Below are 21,512 nucleotides of genomic sequence, written 5' to 3'. Positions count from 1 at the left end.
CGGTGAACCAAAACGAGGTCGCAATTGTCTTTGACATAGTGCTAAAGGAAATGGAGAATGTTATTGAGGCGCTGAATCGAGAAGGAAGTCAAGCCTTCCAAGCGGGCAAATACGATGTGGCGCGAGAATTGATGGAGAAAGACTCGCAGATAACCGCATTTCGCACGGAGGTTGTTGATCTTCAAAACCAAAGCCGGGGAAGTGAAGGAGGCCCTTGCGGCGCTCTCGACATGCAACTGAGGATGACTGTGCGCCTGGAGCGCATCCGCGCCTACTGGGGCACCGAGTCGCTGCCCTTCGAGTTGGGCGAATACCGGCGCATCGCAGTCAAGATCGTGGACGACCGGGGCGTCGAGAGCCTTAAGGTGATGGCCCTTTGCGAGTGAGGCGGCATGGATTAAGTTCTGACCGAACACGCACGCGATGCAATGGAGAAGCGACGAATAAAACCTTAGCGGTCAGCCCTGAGGATATTACTCTGGCAAAACTCGAATGGTATCGCCCGGACGGCGAAATCTCCGATCGTCAGTGGCAAGACATCCTTGGTGTGTTGAAAACCCGCGCAGGCGAACTCGACCTTGACTATCTGTGGGTGCCGCAATAGAGCCGACTCCTCAAATCGTTTCTCAGAAAGAGTTTTAGCCGCCCCAGTTTGGACAATGGACTAAATTTGGCCTAAATTTCTTTACTGCTTAATCCCCACAGGCCAATTGAGGAAAAAGCCAGCAAATGCTATCCTAAATGAGTTATCGGGATGTAGCGCAGCTTGGTAGCGCACTTCGTTCGGGACGAAGGGGTCGCAGGTTCAAATCCTGTCATCCCGATTAGTCGGCTTTGAACTGTTAAGATAGGTAAGAAATACCCTAGGATTGTGTTGTGCTATGACCTCGGCTGCATCCTCAGTTGCCCGTTCCGACTTAGCGGAATTGCGCCGTCTTAAGTCTCTCTTGCCACCAGAGCTGCAAAGCTGGGTGATGATTGAACCAGCCAGTGGGGTAAATCCTCCCCTGATCACCTGCGAAGAAATTGGCAAGGATGAGGTGGAAATTCAAATTGATTTAGCACGCTGGGATCAGTTGGCCAAGGATCAACGCAACCTCCTCTTTTGGCATGAAGTGGCTCGCATCCAAAATGACACGATTCCTCGTGATGGCTGGGAGATGGCTGCACTGGCCATTGGTTTGGGGGGTGCTGTGGGCGAACTCTGGGTACGGGACGGCCTGTTGCTCACACTTGCCCTTGGCCTGTGTGCTTTCTCGGGTTGGCGACTCTACCGGCGCAACAATAGTGAAAAGGTTCTCAAGGAAGCTATTGCTGCTGATGAACGGGCGATCGCCCTGGCGACCCGCTTTGGCTATGAACTTCCCAACGCCTACAAAAGTCTTGGCAGCGCCCTCAAATTCCTCATTGAGCAAGCGCCCAACCGCCGCCAACGCAAACACTATGAACTGCGTCTGCAAGCGCTGAAAAAGAGTGCCGCCAAAGCCAAAGCCCGCATGCAGGCCATGCAAAACGAAACCCAAGCGGAATCTTAATCATGGCATACCCAAAGCAGAAGCTGCTGTTGCCAGCAGTCATCCTCCTGTGGACAGTGGTCAGTCTAGGGGTCATGGCACAGTGGGATTTGCACCCTGTCCTGCGGTACTATGGCTGGGTCTTTACAGCTCAAATTGCTTTTTTGATTTTCTTTGCGCCGGCGATCGCGCGACAGCTTAGGGGTGCTAAACATTCTCAAAAGTAATGAAAGCCTTCCCTGAATTCATAAAAAACCCTCGATCGCTGAGATCGAGGGCAGTAGCTAACACTCAAGAGCAGAACTGCTGCAATTAATTTTCAATAACTGGATTGAGAAAACCTTCCAGTTGCTTGAAATTAAATCCCATGGCTCGGAGCGCGTGCCAAAGATGCCCCTGGAGGAAGAAAAAGGCAAGGAAAAAGTGGGCATTGGCTAACCAAGCACGGGGAGTATGCTGCCCCAGAGGCAAGTCGATTGTCTCTGCAAAGTAGGGAGCAATTCCCAACTTGACTTCTAAAGGTGGACCGTAAAACTCTACGGGATAGGCGAGCGTATTCACTGCACAGAAGTAGGCCGCCACAAACCCCGCTAGGGCAATGCCGCCTAGGGAGTAGGAGAGAATGGCTTCCGCATTAAACATCAGCACTTGCCGTGCCCAATTCAGGGGCGGCACAAGAATATGCCAAATCCCACCTGTAATGAGCAAAATGGCAACATAGATATGCCCACCCACTAAGTCTTCCAGATTATCAATGCTGGCAAAGTGGGTTTGGTAGCCGTAGATAACAAAGGGATCCAGTGTGGGTTCAGTAACAAGGCGTACTGTTTGCAAATTTGCGTCATACAGCCCCCCCCAAATTGTTGCCTTCAACACGAACAGCAGGGCACCCAATCCCAAAAAGAGCAAATGGTGCCCCAGAATGATTCCCAGTTGTTTCGGATCGTCCCAGCGGAAATGGAAGCGCCGCGCCCACCCTGAGGCGGTACTGAGATCGTGGGGGGCACGGAACGTATGGAAGAGAGCACCGGCACCGAGCACTGCCGAGGAAATGAGATGTACAGCGCCAATCACAAAGTAGGGGTATAAATCGACAACTTTACCCCCCTCGCCGATGCCAAATCCTAGTGTCGCTAAATGGGGCAATAAAATCAAACCCTGTTCCCCCATGGGCAGATCGGGTTTGTACTGGGAAATTTCGTACAGCGTAAAAGCGCCAGCCCAAAATACAGTCAGGGCTGCTTGTGCCACATGGGCAGCGATAAATAACCCTGAAAGGCTGACAAAGCGGGCATTGCCTGCCCACCAGTCGTACTTGACGTTGGCTTGGCCGTAGGTTTGCAGGCCTGCACCTGTGGGGGATGGGGTAGTCGCAGAGGTTGGCGGTTCACTGGCGATCGCCATAACTCTTCCTCCTTGGATAAACGTATGGTATGAACAGGGAAGCTTATTGAGACTAAGACTCAATAATGCCTAGGCCTACTATAGCATTGCTGTTGAGAATTAATGGCATTTAGTACCAGTGAAAACCTAAAGATATGTAACTCATCTGGGGGCAATCTGTATCCTCAAGAACTTGAGGAAGATTGAGAAAAAGCAGTAGGGTAGTGGATAGTCACAGGGGCTTGCACCTACGTATGGCCATTTTGCTCTATCACGAGGATGTAGCAGCAGCGGCAACACTGGTCTCTATCCTCACGACTGTTGATCATCGAGTGGATGTAGTGGCACGCCCTGAAGATCTCTGGGAACTATTGGCCAGTTGTCGCTATCACCTGTTGATTGTGGATGAATCGCATTTGGGCACCGCAGTGGAGGTCTTTTGCCAGCAGGTGCGCGATCGCGGGTTTCAGGAGCCAATCTTGGTTCTCACCGCTATTGATTTAGCTACCCAGCCGGAAGCCCAAGTCATTTACTGCCACTACCCCTGTGCCCCAGAAGCCCTGCTGGGGATTGTGCAGCAACTTCTAAGCGCGATCGCCCCCGCCAAGCCAAAAAAGAACAATGATTCAGGATTGCCCTTGGTTCTCCACCTTGACCACGATCCTGAATTAGTTCACTCCCTTGAGGAGTGTTCTGCTGATCGGGGATTTCGCTACATTGCGATGGATAGCTGGCCGCTGGTCTGTGCCTTTCTGGAGGAGAGTCGGCCCAATGCCGTCATTCTCAATCCTGAAGTGATGCCCGATGAGGTGACCACCCGCGAGTTTTTGCAGCAATTACGGCAGCAGCGTCCGCCCATCCCCGCCCTCGTGTTTACCGCCCAGGACACGTGGCGCGATCGCCTCGCCGCCATTCGTCTTGGCTCACGGATGACCCTCAGTAAGCCTGTGGATGTCGAGCGGCTGTTGCAGGCTCTCGATCAGTTATTGCAACCCCAAGAAATCAACTCTGCCAGTATTTTGGCGGTTGACGATGATGCTATCACCCTGGCCATTTTGAAACGGCTCCTGGAACCTTGGGGCATGAGTGTTACCTCCCTGCAAAATCCCGATCAATTTTGGGATGTCCTAGAGGCCACCCATCCTGAACTGGTGATTCTCGATGTGCAAATGCCCGGCATCAATGGCATAGAACTCTGCCAAGTTGTCCGCAATGATCCTCGCTGGAGCCAGCTCCCCATCCTCTTTCTGACTGCCACCACCGATCCAGCCCTTGTCACACAACTCTTTGCCGCCGGTGCCGATGATTTTGTCAATAAGCCAATTGTGGGACCTGAGTTAGTGACTCGCATTATCAATCGCCTAGAGCGTACCCGCCTCCTAAAACGCTTGGCGGAGGTAGATCCCCTCACAGGACTGAGCAATCGCCGCAAAGCCACAGAGGATATTGAACGCTTTTTGACCCTTGCCAGCCGCCAACAGCGAAGTCTCTGTATCGTTGTTTTAGATTTAGACCACTTCAAACGCATCAATGATACCTACGGTCACGATGTTGGTGATCAGGTGTTGGTGACCACAGCCCGCATGCTGAAGCAGTCCCTACGGATGGAGGATATTGTAGCTCGCTGGGGAGGAGAAGAATTTTTAATTGCCCTCTACGATATTTCCCTTGAGGTGGCCAAACATCGTCTTGCCATCTGTTTACACCGCCTGCGGAATCACACATTCCACGCCCCCAACCATGACAGCTTTAAGGTGAGTTTTAGCGCCGGTATCAGTCAATTTCCCACCCATGGGCAGACCCTACTCCAACTGGTGAAAAGCGCAGACGACGCCCTCTACGCCGCTAAGGCCGCAGGGCGCTCCCAAATTGTGATAGCCCCCAAGGAGACTGCCTCAGAGTTTGCTCATGCTTTCTCGCCGGAGGAATAGGCTATCCTAAAAAAGCAGCAAACGCCACCTCAAACTTGGTACCAGCAGTGTCAATGCTATAGGTAGTCCTAAAAATCCTCCCAATATATGCACCTTGAGGCATCCTCTGCGCAAAATGCCACCATTCTCTTGGTTGATGATGACCCCACCCTAGTTCTTTTGGTGAAAGATTACCTTGAGATGCAGGGGTATCGAGTGCTGACGGCAGGCCATGGCCAAGAAGGTCTGGCAATTCTTCAGCAGCAAACCCCCGACTTAATTATTTGCGATGTGATGATGCCGCAGATGGATGGCTATAGCTTTGTCAGGGCAGTGCGACAACAAACCCACCTCAGTTGGCTGCCGGTGCTCTTTCTTTCGGCCAAAGGGCAAACCCACGATCGCATTAGGGGCTTGCAAACTGGTGGTGATGTTTACTTGGTCAAGCCCTTTGAACCGGAGGAACTCCTAGCCCAGATCCAAGCCCTCCTCAACCAGACGGCTCGCCTGCGGGAAGCCCAAGGACGGCAACCTCCTCCTGTGCCCAGCCCGCCCCGCGGTGTTGAACTCACCCCTACGGAAACGCGGATTCTTCAATACGTGGCCAGAGGCCTCTCCAACCGCGAAATTGCCGCAGAGTTACACGTCAGTCAGCGCACTGTGGAAAGCCATGTCAGCAATATGCTGGGCAAAACAGGTTGCCATAATCGCACCGAACTCGCTCGCTGGGCAATTGATTACCACTACGTCTAGATGCCTCTTACCGCCGCATGTGTTCTGCCAACAGGGCTTGGGCGCGGGGTTTATAGAGGAGGTAGAAGAGTGCCTCCATGTAGCGCATCATGTCTTCGCGGTTTTCTTGGGAAGAGAAGTTCCAAAAGCCATAGATCTTGGCGAGGGAGAGCAGGCGGGTACAGTGAATTTTCCAAGTGTAGGTGCTATAGACCCGCTCGATGCCCGCTTTGGAAATCCGTTGCCACTGGCTAGGATCGCGATCGCAAGCCTCCAGAAAGCGGACAATGGTTTCAGCCATTTCTTCTAAGTGGGTCGGGTTAATATGAAAACCATTCACCCCATCTTGGATAATTTCTAAAGGACCGCCAAAGCGAGTGCCAAAGGTGGGCAGACCACTGACCATTGCCTCCAAAATTGTCAAGCCAAAGGCTTCAAACAAAGCAGGCTGAACAAAAATCCCTTGGCGATCGGCAATGATGCGATAAATTTCTCCAGAGTCTGCCTTCGGCAAACGAATCCCCAGCCAGCGAATCTTACCGTGGAGGTTGTACTCGTGGATGATTTGGTAAAGCTTCTCAATTTCGGCAATTTCCTCGCGATCGCTAGACTCTTCGGTGCGCAGCTTGCCTGCCACCAAAATTAAATTACAGCGCTCTTGCAGTTCTTTACTACGACCAAAAGCTTCTGCCAGCCCCGTGAGGTTTTTGATCCGATCCAAGCGCGCCATTGAAAAGATTGGGCGTTTGTTTGGGTCTTCGAGGTAGCCGTAAATGTGCTGCGCATCTTCAAGGGTAAAGAGCAGTTCCTCTAACCGCTGGCGATCGTCCTCCAGTCGCTCTGTATGGCGGTAATAGGGAAAGTACACCTGCTCATTGACCCCCGGTGGCACCACATTAAATTTCGGACTAAACAGTTCAATGCCATTAACCACATGGTAGAGGTCAGGCATAGTAAAGGATTGGTATGATTCGTATTGGCCGATACTATCAGGTGTTCCCACAATCTCTTGATAGGTACTGCTAATGATAAAGTTGGCGGCATTCATGGCAATTAAATCTGCCGTAAATTGCATTGAGAAGTGATACTTATCCTCTAAGTCCTGCCAGTAGAGGTTACTAAAGAGGTATTTAGACTTCTCCAAAGCGTGGGCAATGTTGCACTGGGTTACCTTGAGTCGCCGCGCCAGCAAGAAGGCCACCAAATTGCCATCGGAATAGTTGCCAATGATCAGGTCGGGGACATGACCAAATTCTGCCCGCAACTCTCGCTCCGCATCAATGGCAAAGGTTTCTAAATAGGGCCAGATTTCAAACCGTGAAATCCAGTTTTGCGTCACCTTGGGATTAAACTCCCGAAAGGGTACCCGCAAAATCCATGCATCATCGGTGCCATAAATTTTTTCAAGGCGTTGGTTGCACAGCGTCCCTTCCGCATTGGGAATTAGGCGAGTCAGGACAATAATTTTAGGCCGTGCCTCCAGTACTCCCAGCCCTGCCAGTTGCAAATCCTCGCGCATTTGTTTTTCCAAGCTTTTCACTTGGTCGAGGATATAGACCACCTGCCCACCGGTGTCGGGACGCCCCAGCACCCCCTCTTGACCAAACCAGCCGTGGGGAGAAATCAGGGCAATGCGAAAGATCATCGGGATCCGCGAGACAAAGGCCTCCAGTACTTGGTGATCCGGAGAATCCAAGAGTTGATCGAGAATTTCTAGGGTGTCCCGCACTCGCGCAGCAGTATTGCCCCAACCCGGTTCAAAGCCGAGATTTTGCAGTTCAAAGCGAAAGTCACTATAGGCCTCCTCGGCGGCGCGATCGCTAAGAGCCACTAAGGCCTGTTTCACCTGCTCCGAGAGCTGCTGCGGAGAGCGAATACGCTCATTGATCAAGAGTTGATAGCCGTTGTAGCGATGAATTCGCAGAAAGTTAAAGAGGTTTTGCTGCCACTGCCGTGGATCTTGGAAGAGCTTACTGGATAAATAGCGGTTAAGAAACTCCACCCCCTTACCAATGTTTTTGGCATCGCGGATGATGGGCGAGTAATCGTAGAAGGGTTGAACGTCAATCTCAAAAATATCCCCTTCGTTGGGGTGATAGCGATTCACCAGGCGATCGCGCAGATCCAGTAGTTCTGGAATCGTCATTGGCACGATCGTCAAATCCTCCACCAACAGCCGACACACCTCCTGCTGGGCAATCCGTGGCCGAATAATCCAACACAGACTTTCGTTGTCAACAATGATCTCTTGGGTATAGAACACCAGCTTGCTGAGGCGCGATTCTGAGGGGGGAGGCACAGGGCGATCGTGTTCCCGACAGTACTCCGCAAAGGCCGTCAAAATTTCATTGCGCAGAAGATAGCGTTTTTCCCCCAGTTGTAGGATGCGTGAAAACTGACGCAGATCGGTGCGTTCATCACTCTCAACAACGGATTGCAGGAGTACAGAGGTCATCGGCAAACTCACAACACGGCCTTTACTTGAGACGGCACAGCAACTCAAGTCGTTTCCATTCTAGGTTTCCCCTTGGATAGGGTCAATTTTGCCCAAGAGATCGCCGCAGTTGGCCATAGTTCCGGAAGCCAAACCACAACCACAGGGGGAATAGCCCACCTGTTAGTCCCAGCACAGGTAGTAGAGCAAATGCTGGATTAAAATCGCTGCTGCCACTGTAAATAAACTTCCCCTAAATCGGCTCAAAGAGAATTTGCTTGTAGGCAAAACCCTCTAGCGCCCCTAATTAGTGGTGGCGATCCAGCATAGGAATCAGCAATAGACCGGTGGGGGTGAGACCCCTGGATTGCCCCCTGTCGCCAATACCCCGCTCAACCCAGAATCTGGGCAAAATTCGCAGTGCTCAATAGAGCATAACAAAGAGATTCCAAGCAATCCCCCCAGACTCAGAGGATGTGAAAAAAACAGATTCGGCTGCAATTTGGTCGGCGATCGCCCCCAAAACGCTAGAACCAAGAAGCAGCCCCAATATGCCTGCAATCACTGAACTGGGCATATAAAGCGATCGCATCAGTGCCCAACGCCGCCGCACCAGTCGTCCCAAGGGCAGCAAAACACCCATAGGAATGAATGTCCAGAAAAACCGGAATCAGCCTAAACATCCGCTGTGCCAACTCCTAAAGATTGCCGTGACCATAGAACTTGCCCCAGTGGGATTCAGCCTCTGGAAAGTGAGTGGCTGCGCAACCAATCTAAAACCAGCGTATTCACGCGATCGGGCTGCTCATCGTGGGGGCAGTGACCTGTGTGATCTAACTCCACCACCTGCATCCTCGGTTGTATCTGTTGAAACCGCTGGCTGAACAGCGGGGGGATGAAGCGATCCTGTTTGCCCCAAATGAGCAATAGGGGCTGGGACACCTTTTTGAGCATGGTCTTGGCACTGGGGCCAAAGCCTCTCCGACTCATGGCACGGGTAATTTGCACAAAGGCGCGATCGCTATCACGGTCATAGGCAGGGGTGAGTAAGATTTCCAACAATTCCTCATCCACACAGGTGGGGTTGGCGTAGGCCAATTGTGCCCAGCGTTTGACAATGAAGGGGCGGCGAACGAGGTAAAAAAGAGGGCGCAACAACCAAGGAGCCGTGAAAATCTGTTCAATTCCACTCACAAGGGGGGCGATCGCCCTGGGAATCAGTTCCTCGCGCACCGCCGGATCCGGCAGACTCAGCATCACCACCCCCGCTGCCATCTGGGGATAGCGATAGGCACAGGTGAGGGCAATCAATGCGCCAATGGAATTGCCAACAATCACCGCCGGTTGCCCGACAATTCCTTGCCAAAAGGCATGAACCTGAGCCGCCCAAAATTCAGCACCGTAGGCAGCACTAGGCTTTTCCGCTGCCCCCAACCCTATTAAATCAAGGGCATAGGTCGGCTGATAATCTCCTAAGACCCGAAGATTGTATCGCCAGTGCCGTAGGGATGCCCCAAAGCCGTGGAGCAGGATCAGCGGTGTTCCCCCAGGGGAAGCGGGCTGCCAAAAACTGTAGCGACTCTGCCACCCGCGCCAGCACCAATCTCGCTGCACACCGTAGCGATAGAGATCCACCCGTTGTCTCCTGCACCCATTCGTCCAATAATGACTTCTATCTTATGAAGTTTTGCAACGCGTTCATTTTGCCCCAAAAGGAGTTCGACCTTGAGTTCATCCGTAACCGTACAAACAAAGGACGCGATCGCCCCCCACGGCGGCACTCTCGTGAATCGCATTCTCTCCCCTGAACAAAAACAGGCTTGGCTTGCCCGCGCCGATGAATTGCCCCGCGTGACTCTTGATGAGCGAGCCGTTTCTGACTTAGAACTCATTGCCATTGGTGGGTTTAGTCCCCTAACCGGATTTATGGGACAGGCCGACTACGAGCGAGTGGTCGAAGAAATGTACCTTGCCAATGGCCTGCCGTGGTCTATTCCCATCACTCTCTCTGTCAGGGCTGAAGTGGCTGCCCCCTTAGAAATTGGCCAAACTATTCGTCTTGATAACGCAGCGGGTCAGTTTTTGGGGATTCTCGAACTCACCGAAAAATACACCTATGACAAACGCCGTGAGGCTCGTTGTGTCTATCGCACCGAAGATGACAAACACCCCGGCGTCAAGGTGCTCTATGAACAGGGAGAAGTCAACCTAGCAGGCCCCATTTGGCTCCTAGAGCGGCATCCCCATCCCCAATTCCCCAACTATTGCATTGATCCGGTAGATTCCCGTGCCCTCTTTCGCCAAAAAGGCTGGCGGACAATTGTTGGTTTCCAAACCCGCAACCCCATCCATCGCGCCCATGAATATATCCAGAAATGCGCCCTTGAAATTGTGGATGGCCTTTTTTTGCATCCCCTCGTGGGTGCCACGAAGGAGGATGACATCCCCGCCGATGTGCGCATGCGTTGCTATGAAATTGTGTTGGAACATTACTTCCCTAAGGATCGGGTAGTGCTGGCCATTAACCCAGCAGCCATGCGCTATGCCGGACCGCGGGAGGCCATTTTCCATGCCCTAGTGCGCAAAAACTACGGCTGTACCCACTTTATTGTCGGTCGCGATCACGCGGGCGTGGGGGATTACTATGGCACCTATGATGCCCAGCATATTTTTGATGAATTTGACCCGGCAGCCCTAGGGATTATTCCTTTGAAGTTTGAGCATGCCTTCTACTGCACCCGCACCCAGTCCATGGCCACCAGTAAAACCAGTCCCAGTAAACCGGAAGAGCGCATTCACCTCTCCGGCACCAAGGTACGGGAAATGCTGCGGCGCGGAGAATTGCCACCCCCAGAGTTTTCGCGCCCAGAGGTGGCGGCAGAACTGGCACGAGCAATGCGACAACCGCAACTAGCACCATAGCCTAAAAATAAAACGAGGGGGTCAAGCTGACGGCAGCAAGACCCCTTTACAAGTTAGCAACGACGATGTTTAACTCAACAACTAACGTGGACAAAACGTGGTTTTAGCTGGCGATCCAACCCCCTTTGCGATCTCAACCGATCAAGCTTGGAGCATGGACACTAGGTAATAGATTGCTGTCAACGTTGACGACTCTAGAGACTAGGAGGTTACCTAGTAGTGCCTTAACTCCCATGGACGACAGGATGGGGACTCGGCAGTAACCACACGAACGATAAGGCTGGATAAAGCAAGAGAACAAAGATAAAACGCTGAAGCTCAAAGGATTGATTTTGATGTTACTCGCAAGACAGGCGTGAGATTTATCTTGGAGTAACTTTGCTTTATCCTGAACTCAAGGACTGGGAGGCACAAGCCTTAAGTTCACTCTTATCGTTACCCTTTCTTTCTGTGCCTACTTTTAGGCTAGCATAGGCATTCGAGAATCCTCAAATGTTAACCGAAAATTCAATATCTGAAATATTCCTTAACTAATTCTGCAATATGCTGTTAAATTTGCCGGTTGCACCCTTTTAGGAGTACTTTTAGCACTGAACATTATCTCTGGATTTTGACAGTTTTGGCGATCGCCCCAAGCTCATAAAAAACTGCACCAGCCCCCTACTTGCCGCTTTGGCGGAGCTGATGCGGAACTAATACTAGTTTAGTGATTTTTACCTGCAAGGTCTTTACAGGGATTCTGCTTGTGGAAGACAGTAACTAACTCTTACGGGCGGGCGTTCCCGTGAAGGGCTGTGCCCCCGTGGAAGGATAGTGATCGTTGCGAGGGGTGAAGATGCGCCCAAATGCCTCCATCAAAAAGACCATCATCCCTTGTAATTTCTCACGTAGTGCTTTTAACATAGGTCAACTCCTAAAGAAAGCGATTTAGGCTCCAGCCTTTGGCTTAATGATTGAACACCGCAGCAACGGAATCGAACCTCACCTCACCATCATTAGGTAAAGGCTGTACTTTTAGTATAAAAAATCAGATAAGTTGCCTGAGGGAGTTTGAGACAATTTTTTATATGCTGAATAAGGAAATTATTGATTTGTGAAATTTTGTTCTGAATGAGATTACACCCATGACATTTATTCCCCCTCTTTCTGATCTTTCACTACGGGCACAGGTGGCACAAATGGTGGTTGTACGCGCCAGTGGCTACCTCTACGATCGCCAGATTCAATATCCTGCTTGGGAACCGCCCCAAGACACCCTAAAACACTGGATTAAAGACTGGGGCGTGGGGGGGGTGATTCTCTTGGGGGGCAGTGCCGTTGAAGTGGCAGAGCGCTGTCGGCAACTCCAATCTTGGGCAACAATTCCCCTGCTGTTGGCGGCTGACATTGAGGAGGGGGTTGGTCAACGCTTTAGCGGTGCAACACAATTTCCGCCCCCGGCAGCTTTAGGAGCCATCGCCCAAAGGAATCCACAACGGGCAGTGGATCTGGCAAGGGCAATGGGAGCATCCACGGCAGCAGAGGCTTTGGCCATCGGCTTGAACTGGGTTTTAGCTCCCGTGGTGGATGTGAATAACAATCCCGCCAACCCGGTGATTAATGTGCGCGCCTTTGGTGAGGAGCCAGAGGTGGTGAGTGCCCTTGCAACGGCGTTTATTCAAGGGGCAAAAACCTATCCAGTGCTAACAACAGCAAAGCACTTTCCCGGCCATGGGGATACAGCAACCGATTCCCACTTGCAACTGCCTGTGATTCCCCACAATCGCGATCGCCTGCAAGCCATTGAATGGCCGCCCTTTGTTGCTGCAATTCAAACAGGCGTGGATGCGGTGATGAGTGCCCATGTGCATCTCCCTGCCTTGGATGCCGAGCAACCCGCAACCCTGTCGCCCCAAATTCTCACAGGCATCCTTCGCCAAGAGATGGGGTTTAGGGGGCTAATTGTGACCGATGCCCTAGTCATGGGGGCGATCGCCCACAGCTACGGTACTGCGGAAGCTGCTGTCAAAGCCGTAGCAGCGGGTGCCGATATTCTGCTCATGCCCTTGGATCCCCCCGCCGCCATTGAAGCGGTGGTTGCGGCTGTTGAGTCGGGGCGGATTCCCTACGAGCGGATTCAGGCCTCTGTAGCTCGAATTCAAGCAGCAAAGGCGCGTTTGCTGCCCCTTTCGTTACAGTTGGACTATCTCCAGACCACCCCGGCCGTTGAAGTGGCCACCGCCATTGCCCAAGAAAGTATCAAGCGGGCTGGCCAAGCTTGGCAACCCGTTACCTCAGGGGTGAATTGTCTGGTGGTGGATGATGCGCTAAACGCCGGCTTTTTGAACTGCACCTGTCCAGCATTGACACTGCCTCCCACTTGGGGATTTGACCAACGGGTGGTGATTGATCGGCAAACACCCCTGACAATGATTGAGGGCTTCTCCAGGGCACCGACCTTAGTGCAGGTATTTTGCCGTGGCAACCCCTTCCGCGGCAAAGCAGGGTTAAGTGTGCCAGCGATCGCCACCCTAGAATGGCTCCAAACCCACAATCAGTTGATGGGTCTGGTGGTCTATGGCAGTCCCTATGCCTACCACGAGATTGCCCAGCAGCTCCATCCCGATTTGCCCCGCGTCTTTAGCTATGGCCACGACCCCATTGCCCAAAGGCTGGCTCTAGGGTGTTTAGTGAAGGGAATCTTCTAAAGGTTTTTGAATCTTTTGCGAGGGAAACCCTAGGGAACTCCTATCCTGCTTTCACGTCCCTACAGATACCTCCCAGAATTCGGTCTTTCCTCACCATGATTAAGTTTCCCGCTGCCGCTGGCTTGGCAACCTTCTCCATAGCTGCAACAACGCTGGCGATCGCCCCGATCAGTTTTGCTGCACCCCCATCTTGGCTCGATCAACCGCCACGCAACTGGAATCCCAGCCTGCCGATCCTAGAGATTCCCCCACGGGGCAATCTCAATCCTGGGGAGTTGAACCGCTGTCGCAGTACCCTGCGATCGCCCCAATCCATGGCAGATCGCCTAATTCAACAGCGGGGCTGGTATCTGGTGGGTACACCCATTCGCCATCAGAACGTGGAAATTATTCTTGGCAATAGTGGTTTTGATGGCATGTGTCGCCCGATGGGGTATCAAGCCTTTGTCTTCTATAGAGGACTCTACTTGGGAACCTTATCCCCGAATCTGATGGATTCCCGCGCTGATGGCTCGTTTCTTGGTGAGGTCAAGTTCCAAAACGACGGTACATTCACGGCAGAGTTTGCCCGCTATAGCCCTAATGATCCCCTCTGCTGTCCTAGCCGCATCAGCACCGTGACCTATCGCCTCGAAGGGGGGCTTTTGCCTTTGCCGCGCTTGGTGCCTGTGGCCGTTTCCACCCAACCAATGGCGAATAACACTCCCTCCCAGCCTTCGGAACTGAGCCTCAGCGGTCAGCGGTGGCACCTCAGAGGCATAGGTAATCAAGCCTTTCCGGTGGATACCGCCTTTATTGAGTTTGATAGTGCCAACCGCCGTGCCGGTGGTTTTACCGGCTGTAATAGCTTTAATGGTGGCTACACCGCCAACGGCCCACGCCTCCTTTTTGCCCCCTTAGCCACCAGCCAACGCCTATGTAGTCAAGAGCTGCTTCAGAGTGTGGAAACCCAGATGCTACAGGGGCTGAGCCGCACCAACCGCTACCGCATTCAAGGAAATACCCTACAACTGTTTGAGGAGGATCGCCTGCTGTTGACCTTTGAAGCGGGTGCGACGGAAAGTCCCCTCAGTGGCCGCTGGCAACTTCAGCGCCTCGCCAATATGCCGCCAATGCCACCGCGCAATCCGATGAATACTGTGTTTATTGAGTTTGATGGCAGGGCCCAGCGAGCAACGGGCTTTAGTGGCTGTAATAACTTTAACGGTGGCTACAGCGTCAATGGCCAACAATTGCGGTTTTCGGCAGTTGCGACAACACGGCGAGTCTGCATCGGTCAGCGGGCTCAAAGGATAGAGATGTCATTTTTGCAGAGTCTTGAGCAAACCAATCGCTACCGCATTGAGGGAAATACCCTGACGTTTTATGATGGCGATCGCCCCCTTGCGATGTTTCAGCGAACGCCCTAGGGGAGAGTTGCTACCCTAACGACGCTTCGATGACCGAGAAACCTCGTCCCCGCAAAAAAAATCGCCTGACTGCGACCCGTCCTCCTCGCTCCCCACGGCACACACCGGCCAAACCCGTTAGGAAATCTCCCCCACCTGCCCCCACTGAGGATGCCCCCGAACTCCTCTACGGTCGCCATGCAGTGCTCTCAGCCCTTGAGAGTGGCCGCCCCTGCAACCGTATCTGGGTGATTCCCTCTCTGCGCTACGATCCGCGCTTTCATCAACGCTTGAATGAAGCCAAACAGCAGGGCGCCGTTATTGATACCGTGACCCCCGAACGTCTTGACCAACTGTGCCAGCGGGGGCGCCATCAGGGGATTGCCATGCAGGTGGCGGCCTACAATTACTGGTCTTTAGAGGATTTATTGGCCAAAGCGGCTACTGTGAATCAACCCGTGCTCTTGGCGGCCGATGGGATTACCGATCCGCAAAATCTCGGTGCCATGATCCGCACAGCAGAGGCGCTGGGGATGCAGGGAGTGATTATTCCTCAACGGCGCGCCGTCGGTATTACGGCAACCGTAGCTAAAGCAGCCGCAGGGGCATTGGAGTATTTGCCCGTGGCACGGGTGGTCAACCTCAACCAAGCTCTTGAAACCCTGAAGCAGGCAGGCTATTGGATCTATGGTCTTTCGGAGCGGGGAGCGGTGCCCCTGCCCAAGATCACCTTCGATCGCCCCACCGTCTTTGTGGTTGGCAGTGAGGGGGAAGGGATTAGCCTGCAAACCCAGAAGCACTGCGATGAAATGGTTGCGATTCCCCTTGCGGGGCGCACCCCGAGCCTCAATGCCTCGGTGGCGGTGGGCATTGCTCTCTACGAGATCAGTTGCCAGCGATCGCCCGCTTGGGATTTGACTCAGGAATCTCCAACTTAGGAAACAGCAGCCACAGAGCGCAGGGCAAAAATTTTATTGAGCACTTCCTCGACCACCTTGTCGGGGGTAGAGGCACCGGAGGTAATGCCAATGGTGAGGGGGCGATCCGGCAGCCAGTTTTCAGTCACCGTGGGGGGCTGATGCAGGGGTTTGTGCTCAATGCGATTCCCCGGCCCAATACGATCCGCAGAGTCAATGTGATAGGAAGGAATGCCATGCTCAATGGCAATTTCTTGAAGGTGGGTGGTATTCGAGGAGTTGTAGCCCCCAATTACAACCATTAAATCTAGCGGTTCCTTGACTAAATTCAGCATTGCATCTTGGCGCTCTTGGGTGGCATCGCAAATCGTGTTAAAGCTCATGAAGTGCTCATTGAGGCGATCGGGGCCGTATTTTTGGATCATCGTGCGCTCAAATAATTTGCCGATTTGTTCTGTTTCCCCTTTGAGCATGGTGGTTTGATTGGCAATGCCGACGCGCACCAGATCGCGATCGGGATCAAAGCCCACAGAACAGGCCTTGGCAAACTTGGCCATGAAGGCCTCGCGATCGCCCCCCTTGAGGATATAGTCGCAGACATAGCGGGCTTCCTCTAGGTTGAGGACGATCAAATAGGTGCCCGCAAAGGAACTGGTGGCAATTGTCTCTTCGTGGTTATACTTGCCGTGAATAATCGAGGTGAAGCTCACCTTTTTGTGCTTTTCCACACTGTGCCACACCTTTGAGACCCACGGGCAGGTGGTATCCACAATCGTACAGCCGCGCTCATTCAGCAGTTGCATCTCTTGGACACTGGCCCCAAAGGCGGGCAAAATCACCACATCCCCTGGGCGCACGTCACTAAAGTCCTTGACCCCGTTGACCACCGGAATAAATTCCACGGCCATTTGCCGCAGGCGCTCATTCACCGAGGGATTATGGATAATTTCATTCGTGATCCAGATGCGCTCCGTGGGAAAGTGGGTGCGAGTTTCATAGGCAAGGGCCACGGCCCGCTCCACTCCCCAACAAAAGCCAAAGGCCTCCGCCAAGCGAATCGTCACATCCCCCTCTTGCCAACGATAGCCATTGGCACGGATTTGCTGAATCAGAGAACTTTGATACTCCCCTTGGAGTTGCCGGTTCACTGACTCACCGTGGCCAAAGCCCTTGCGGTGGTAGTTTTCTGAACTGTGGAGCGATCGCTTGAATGCACGGGTATCCATTGGCTCTCCTCTGAAGCAATCTGATGGTATTTTGGCACAACTCCTAGAGAGCAACCATCGGGCTGGCTCCCCGTTGCGCCAATTCCTGTACTGTCTGCCGTGCCCAGCGATCGGCGGCCAAAATGTCCTCTAAGTTGGGGTTGCGAATGTTTTGGCCAGAGTAGCGATCGCAGGTCATCTCAATCAGCCGCGGAATCTCCAAGAAGGAAATGGCCTCGGCAATAAAGAGGGCCACTGCCTCCTCATTGGCTGCATTGAGCACCGCCGGCATCGCCCCGCCGGCACGACCCGCAGCATAGGCCAGCCCCATACAGGGATACTTCTGGTGATCCGGCGATCGAAAGGTCAGACTTCCCGCCTTCACCAGATCCAACGCTGACCAATTCGTAGGAATCCGCTCTGGCCACGAGAGGGCATACAATAACGGCAACCGCATATCCGGCCAGCCCAACTGCGCCAGTACGGAGGTATCCTGCAACTCAATTAGCGAGTGAACAATGCTTTGGGGATGGATGACAATCTCAATGTTGTCGTAGTCCACGCCAAAAAGGTAATGCGCCTCAATCACCTCTAGACCCTTATTCATCAGGGTCGCCGAGTCCACGGTAATTTTTGGCCCCATTGACCAGTTGGGATGTTTGAGGGCATCGGCCACCGTGACTTGGCAGAGTTTCTCCACGGGCCAATCCCGAAAGGCGCCCCCTGAGGCAGTAAGAATAATTTTCCGCAGTCCGCCTTCCGGCACCCCCTGCAAACATTGAAAAATAGCCGAATGCTCAGAATCGGCGGGCAAGAGCCTGACACCGTACTCTTGAAGTAGCGGCAAAACCACCGGACCACCGGCAATGAGCGTTTCCTTATTGGCCAAGGCAATATCCTTGCCCGCTTTAATGGCGGCAATTGTGGGCACCAGACCCGCACAGCCGACAATACCTGTCACCACCACATCGGCATCCCCATAGGCCGCCACCGCTGCAATCCCTGCTTCGCCAGCCACCAAGTGCGGTTTTTGGGGCAGATCCGCCAATGCCGCCTCCAGTTCGGGCAGTTGATTGGGGTCGGCAATACTGACAATCTCCGGCTGAAATTGGCGAATTTGGGGAATGAGTCGCCCTAGGTTGCGTCCGGCGGCAAGGCCAACGACCCGAAAGCGATCGGGATATTGGGCAACAATGTCAAGGGTTTGGGTACCAATGGAGCCGGTGGAGCCAAGGAGATTAAGTGCCTTCACAGTTTTTGGGGGAGGGTCAGGGGACACCTTAATATTTACTCCAGGAGGGGACACAAGGCAAACCCATACTTATTCTGATGAGAATAGCAACAGGCGTTTCTCGACTCTTTCTTGGTTATGGTGTTACCCCTTTCCCAACTGGTGCAGCAACTAAATCACAAAAAGGCTGACTTTCTCAACTATGACACAGCGCTTGCTCAAGTGCGACAGGACTATCAACAGGCTCTAGGGACATGGCAACAAAAAACGCTTCCCGACATCACCGCTGCCATGGATCCGCAGATCACCGATTGGGGAGCCTGTCCCATTGAACCGTGGCCTCAGGGGTGGCGCATTCCCTTGGGGGTACAGTGGCCCCATCGCCAGGCGGCGCGGGAGTGGGCAAGAACTCAACTCATGGATGTCACCACTGTGGCGGTGGATGGCTCCCAGATTCTGCCCAGTGAAGAGCTCTCCTTACCCGTGGCAGTAGTGCAGGCAGGTTGGTTTCTCAATCCCCACCGGGGAAATGGCTCCTATGCCAAAGAAATTGCCTTAGAACTGATTACGCCGGCGGAACTGCGCCAAGCGGAAGCACAGTTGCGCCAACCCCAAATTTACCGCTTCCACGAACGCTATGTGCACCTACGCCGCTTTGAACTGGAATTGAAAACTCTCCAGGAGCGCATGGCTGAAGTAGCTGCCCCGGCACTGTTATTGTTTGACGGCTCCTTTGTGGCGACCTTTGCGGAGTCCTACGCCCCAGAATGGCAAGCACGATATGTTGCGGCTCTTTGCCAAACCCTAGAGACCAGCCTGAAACGTCGGATTCCCCTCGTGGCTTACATTGATAGCTCCCAGGCGCGGGATTTAGTAACCCTTTTGGGGCATTTAGCGAATCTGCCGCCTAGTCCACACCTCTCAGATGCCCAACTGTTAAATACCGTTTTGACCCAGTGGGGCGATCGCTCACCGGTTTTTGTCTGCGATCGCGGCGGCATCCTTGGAAGCTATGGCTCTTGGGCAAAGGGTATTGGCTTTTGCTACCTCAAGGCCCATCACGGGTATCCGGTGCGCTTGGAACTGCCCCTGTGGATCTACGAAGCACGATTACTGGATCCGGTGATTCGCTGGCTCTGTGGGGAACTGATTACCGGCCAGGGCTATCCCTATGCCCTCGAAGCTGCCGATCAATTGGCCGTTCTTCAAGGGAGCGATCGCCAAGCTTTCCTCAAGCAATTACAAGTCTGGGCAGAAAGCGTCGGCATGGAACTGCACTTTAGCCGCAAGTGGGTCAGCAAACAGCAGCGGCGTTAACTTTACCGAGGTGATTTTTTTAATGCCTTCAGTGCCTCTTCCGGTTCCCGCTGCGTTTTTGCCCCGCAATCGGCGCAACAGTTCTAGGGCTTCTTCGCGGGTTTGACCGGTATTTTGTTGGTGCCGTTGCCAAAAGTCCTCCCACCAGCGGGGGGGTGAGGATCAACCCGCCAACCGGCCAATCAACGCCATTCCCATCCCGCCGCTGAGGGACAACTGCTCATTGAGCTGACGGCTTCATTTCTTCATTGCTTAGCGAGCGATCGCCCTGCCCCTCAGGGCATAACTGCTCCCCTAGACTTCTGCAAAAACCCTTAATCGTCGCTCTTTTGGGAAATAGCCCTGATATAATCGCAACGATTCTCTGGTTGACGACGTTATGGGTCACTGGCAACGGATTACAGGTGGGGTCACTGCCCCCAAAGGATATCGGGCTGCGGGAATGGCAGCAGGATTAAAAGCTTCAGGGGCAGCGGATCTAGCATTGATTGTTTCCGACGTGCCGGCGATTGCCGCTGGGGTATTTACAACGAACCACGTGTGTGCAGCCCCTGTAACCTACTGTCGTCAGCGGTTACAAACGAAGGGAACAGCGCAAGCCATTTTGTGTAATTCCGGTCAAGCCAATGCTGCCACCGGCGAACAGGGCTGGCAGGCAGTTTTAGCCCAAGCGGAGATGGTGGCAACGGCCTTAGGAGTCAGTCCAGAGATGGTGCTGGTGGCGTCAACAGGGGTCATTGGTCAGCCGATTCCCCTGGAGAAAATACGCCAAGCTTTGCCCACCCTGACGGCAAGCTTAAGCCCCAACAATGGGGAGGCTGCTGCCCGTGCCATTATGACGACAGATTTAGTGCCTAAGCAAATTGCTCTTGAAGCCATCTGGGAAGACCAACCCGTTCGCATTGGCGGCATCGCTAAGGGTTCAGGAATGATTCACCCAAATATGGCGACGATGCTGGCCTTTATTACCTGTGATGCCGCCGTATCTCCCCATCTGTGGCAGGAGATGCTGCAACGCGCCTGCGATCGCTCCTTCAATCAAATTACGGTTGATGGCGATACCAGCACCAATGACAGTGTCATTGCTTTGGCCAATGGCCAATCCCGCACCCCAGCAATTACAGAGCCAGGACCTGCGGCAACTCGTCTGGAGGAAATGTTGACCGCAGTCTGTGTCCATTTGGCAAAGGCGATCGCCCGTGACGGCGAGGGAGCAACCTGCCTCATTGAAGTGCAGGTGAGCGGTGCCAGTGATGATGTAGCCGCACGCCAAGTGGCCAGAACCATTGCCGGCTCCATGCTGGTGAAATCCGCCATCTATGGCCGAGATCCCAATTGGGGACGTATTGCTGCCGCCGCTGGTCGCGCCGGGGTGCCCTTTGATGCCAGCAATCTGGCTATTTCCCTTGGCGGGATTCCAATGATGTGCCAAGGTCAACCTCTGCCCTTTGATCGCGCCGCTGCCAATGCCTACTTGGTGAACCAAGCCACTGCCAGCGTGGATGCCGGCGGCCAACAATCCATTGAACATCCCGTGGTTATTGAAGTGAGTATCGGCCACGGCCATGGTCGTGGCCTTGCTTGGGGCTGTGATCTTAGCTACGACTATGTGAAAATCAATGCCGAGTACACCACTTAGTCCCTTGTTAGACCTATTGACCTCCCCGCAGAAAATCAAGTTTTGTACCCATCCCATGACTGCTGCTGCTCTTCTCAAGGGAGGTGGCAAGAGCGGCCACCTGTTTGCGATCGCGAGGGGTAGCTAGAATACCTCGATTCAGGCCAGCGATCGCCATTAACAATTCTGTTTTCGCCACTGTTTACCCCTCCTTAGGAAGGAAACTTTTTGGCTCCGACGGGTTGCGCCAAGAC

18 protein-coding genes, 1 tRNA gene and 1 pseudogene are annotated in these 21,512 nt (G+C 53.3%); 12 read left to right on the top strand and 8 right to left on the bottom strand.

The annotated features are described in order from the left end of the window. The 4 genes and pseudogenes from Q0711_RS10670 to Q0711_RS10655 all read left to right on the top strand — a co-directional run. A pseudogene (locus Q0711_RS10670) lies at window positions 1-386 on the top strand (hypothetical protein); the annotation flags it as partial. Window positions 387-750: 364 nt separating this feature from the next. Continuing rightward, window positions 751-824: transfer RNA gene (locus tag Q0711_RS10665), tRNA-Pro, on the top strand. Between the two features lie 57 nt (window positions 825-881). Beyond that, window positions 882-1,535 (top strand): DUF3318 domain-containing protein, encoded by a 654-nt coding sequence (locus Q0711_RS10660; RefSeq protein WP_298612120.1) that lies wholly within the window; start codon window positions 882-884, stop codon window positions 1,533-1,535. A 2-nt stretch (window positions 1,536-1,537) separates the two neighbouring features. Continuing rightward, window positions 1,538-1,741: a hypothetical protein gene (locus Q0711_RS10655; protein ID WP_298612122.1), complete on the top strand. Its 204-nt coding sequence runs from the start codon at window positions 1,538-1,540 to the stop codon at window positions 1,739-1,741. An 85-nt stretch (window positions 1,742-1,826) separates the two neighbouring features. On the opposite strand, the gene Q0711_RS10650 is transcribed toward Q0711_RS10655, so the two are convergent. Next, window positions 1,827-2,858, bottom strand: a complete 1,032-nt coding sequence (locus tag Q0711_RS10650) for a chlorophyll a/b binding light-harvesting protein (protein WP_298612138.1) — start codon at window positions 2,856-2,858, stop codon at window positions 1,827-1,829. A 263-nt stretch (window positions 2,859-3,121) separates the two neighbouring features. Between Q0711_RS10650 and Q0711_RS10645 the strand changes: the two genes are divergently transcribed. After that, window positions 3,122-4,828 carry a diguanylate cyclase gene (locus Q0711_RS10645; RefSeq protein ID WP_298617120.1) on the top strand — a complete coding sequence of 569 codons (1,707 nt, stop codon included), beginning with the start codon at window positions 3,122-3,124 and terminating at the stop codon, window positions 4,826-4,828. A gap of 87 nt (window positions 4,829-4,915) precedes the next feature. Then, entirely contained in the window at window positions 4,916-5,560 is a 645-nt protein-coding gene (locus Q0711_RS10640; RefSeq protein WP_298612125.1) for a response regulator transcription factor, read from the top strand. A gap of 7 nt (window positions 5,561-5,567) precedes the next feature. Here the strand turns inward: Q0711_RS10640 and Q0711_RS10635 are convergent, their stop codons facing one another. From Q0711_RS10635 to Q0711_RS10625, 3 genes are all read right to left on the bottom strand, one after another. Beyond that, window positions 5,568-7,994, bottom strand: a complete 2,427-nt coding sequence (locus Q0711_RS10635; protein WP_298612127.1) for a sucrose synthase — start codon at window positions 7,992-7,994, stop codon at window positions 5,568-5,570. A 403-nt stretch (window positions 7,995-8,397) separates the two neighbouring features. Further along, complete coding sequence (locus Q0711_RS10630) at window positions 8,398-8,616, bottom strand: hypothetical protein (RefSeq protein WP_298612130.1); 219 nt, start codon at window positions 8,614-8,616, stop codon at window positions 8,398-8,400. Window positions 8,617-8,711: 95 nt separating this feature from the next. After that, entirely contained in the window at window positions 8,712-9,608 is an 897-nt protein-coding gene (locus Q0711_RS10625) for an alpha/beta fold hydrolase (protein ID WP_298612132.1), read from the bottom strand. 90 nt (window positions 9,609-9,698) lie between these two features. On the opposite strand from Q0711_RS10625, the gene sat reads away from it, so the two are divergent. Next, a complete protein-coding gene (gene sat, locus Q0711_RS10620; protein WP_298612135.1) occupies window positions 9,699-10,895 on the top strand; it encodes a sulfate adenylyltransferase in 1,197 nt (398 codons plus the stop codon). A gap of 759 nt (window positions 10,896-11,654) precedes the next feature. Here the strand turns inward: sat and Q0711_RS10615 are convergent. Then, window positions 11,655-11,798, bottom strand: coding sequence for a hypothetical protein (locus tag Q0711_RS10615; RefSeq protein ID WP_298611457.1), 144 nt, complete (start codon window positions 11,796-11,798; stop codon window positions 11,655-11,657). A 221-nt stretch (window positions 11,799-12,019) separates the two neighbouring features. Here Q0711_RS10615 and Q0711_RS10610 point away from each other — a divergent pair, with 221 nt between their 5' ends. The 3 genes from Q0711_RS10610 to rlmB all read left to right on the top strand — a co-directional run bounded on the left by Q0711_RS10610 (window position 12,020) and on the right by rlmB (window position 15,908). Next, window positions 12,020-13,582: a glycoside hydrolase family 3 N-terminal domain-containing protein gene (locus tag Q0711_RS10610; RefSeq protein WP_298611460.1), complete on the top strand. Its 1,563-nt coding sequence runs from the start codon at window positions 12,020-12,022 to the stop codon at window positions 13,580-13,582. Between the two features lie 95 nt (window positions 13,583-13,677). Then, window positions 13,678-14,991, top strand: a complete 1,314-nt coding sequence (locus Q0711_RS10605) for an META domain-containing protein (RefSeq protein ID WP_298611462.1) — start codon at window positions 13,678-13,680, stop codon at window positions 14,989-14,991. Between the two features lie 29 nt (window positions 14,992-15,020). Then, entirely contained in the window at window positions 15,021-15,908 is an 888-nt protein-coding gene (rlmB, locus tag Q0711_RS10600; protein WP_298976943.1) for a 23S rRNA (guanosine(2251)-2'-O)-methyltransferase RlmB, read from the top strand. Here the strand turns inward: rlmB and Q0711_RS10595 are convergent. Both Q0711_RS10595 and Q0711_RS10590 read right to left on the bottom strand, forming a co-directional pair. Further along, window positions 15,905-17,113, bottom strand: a complete 1,209-nt coding sequence (locus tag Q0711_RS10595) for a 4-hydroxy-3-methylbut-2-enyl diphosphate reductase (RefSeq protein WP_298611823.1) — start codon at window positions 17,111-17,113, stop codon at window positions 15,905-15,907. The two genes, rlmB and Q0711_RS10595, sit on opposite strands and share 4 nt — an antisense overlap. 43 nt (window positions 17,114-17,156) lie before the next feature. After that, window positions 17,157-18,344 carry a 1-deoxy-D-xylulose-5-phosphate reductoisomerase gene (locus tag Q0711_RS10590; RefSeq protein WP_298611820.1) on the bottom strand — a complete coding sequence of 396 codons (1,188 nt, stop codon included), beginning with the start codon at window positions 18,342-18,344 and terminating at the stop codon, window positions 17,157-17,159. A gap of 117 nt (window positions 18,345-18,461) precedes the next feature. Here Q0711_RS10590 and Q0711_RS10585 point away from each other — a divergent pair, with 117 nt between their 5' ends. Together Q0711_RS10585 and argJ are read left to right on the top strand one after the other, a co-directional pair. Then, window positions 18,462-19,640, top strand: coding sequence for a DNA double-strand break repair nuclease NurA (locus Q0711_RS10585; protein ID WP_299042513.1), 1,179 nt, complete (start codon window positions 18,462-18,464; stop codon window positions 19,638-19,640). Between the two features lie 379 nt (window positions 19,641-20,019). Further along, window positions 20,020-21,279: a bifunctional glutamate N-acetyltransferase/amino-acid acetyltransferase ArgJ gene (gene argJ, locus Q0711_RS10580; RefSeq protein ID WP_298617051.1), complete on the top strand. Its 1,260-nt coding sequence runs from the start codon at window positions 20,020-20,022 to the stop codon at window positions 21,277-21,279. 13 nt (window positions 21,280-21,292) lie between these two features. Here argJ and Q0711_RS10575 read toward each other — a convergent pair whose 3' ends face one another. Beyond that, window positions 21,293-21,457 carry a PAP/fibrillin family protein gene (locus Q0711_RS10575; protein WP_298617050.1) on the bottom strand — a complete coding sequence of 55 codons (165 nt, stop codon included), beginning with the start codon at window positions 21,455-21,457 and terminating at the stop codon, window positions 21,293-21,295. Window positions 21,458-21,512: the final 55 nt, after the last annotated feature.

The sequence above is a fragment of the uncultured Thermosynechococcus sp. genome, assembly GCF_937958135.1.
Classification (GTDB): Bacteria; Cyanobacteriota; Cyanobacteriia; order Thermosynechococcales; family Thermosynechococcaceae; genus Thermosynechococcus.
The sequence above is the reverse complement of the archived record's forward strand: the minus strand, read 5'-3'. Positions and strand labels throughout refer to the sequence as shown.

Coding starts and splice junctions, on each gene's coding strand:
- Q0711_RS10660 (WP_298612120.1), top strand. CDS start 882: ATGACCTCGGCTGCATCCTCAGTTGCCCGTTCCGACTTAGCGGAATTG.
- Q0711_RS10655 (WP_298612122.1), top strand. CDS start 1,538: ATGGCATACCCAAAGCAGAAGCTGCTGTTGCCAGCAGTCATCCTCCTG.
- Q0711_RS10640 (WP_298612125.1), top strand. CDS start 4,916: ATGCACCTTGAGGCATCCTCTGCGCAAAATGCCACCATTCTCTTGGTT.
- Q0711_RS10635 (WP_298612127.1), bottom strand. CDS start 7,994: ATGACCTCTGTACTCCTGCAATCCGTTGTTGAGAGTGATGAACGCACC.
- Q0711_RS10630 (WP_298612130.1), bottom strand. CDS start 8,616: ATGGGTGTTTTGCTGCCCTTGGGACGACTGGTGCGGCGGCGTTGGGCA.
- Q0711_RS10615 (WP_298611457.1), bottom strand. CDS start 11,798: ATGTTAAAAGCACTACGTGAGAAATTACAAGGGATGATGGTCTTTTTG.
- Q0711_RS10610 (WP_298611460.1), top strand. CDS start 12,020: ATGACATTTATTCCCCCTCTTTCTGATCTTTCACTACGGGCACAGGTG.
- Q0711_RS10605 (WP_298611462.1), top strand. CDS start 13,678: ATGATTAAGTTTCCCGCTGCCGCTGGCTTGGCAACCTTCTCCATAGCT.
- rlmB (WP_298976943.1), top strand. CDS start 15,021: ATGACCGAGAAACCTCGTCCCCGCAAAAAAAATCGCCTGACTGCGACC.
- Q0711_RS10595 (WP_298611823.1), bottom strand. CDS start 17,113: ATGGATACCCGTGCATTCAAGCGATCGCTCCACAGTTCAGAAAACTAC.
- Q0711_RS10585 (WP_299042513.1), top strand. CDS start 18,462: ATGGTGTTACCCCTTTCCCAACTGGTGCAGCAACTAAATCACAAAAAG.
- argJ (WP_298617051.1), top strand. CDS start 20,020: ATGGGTCACTGGCAACGGATTACAGGTGGGGTCACTGCCCCCAAAGGA.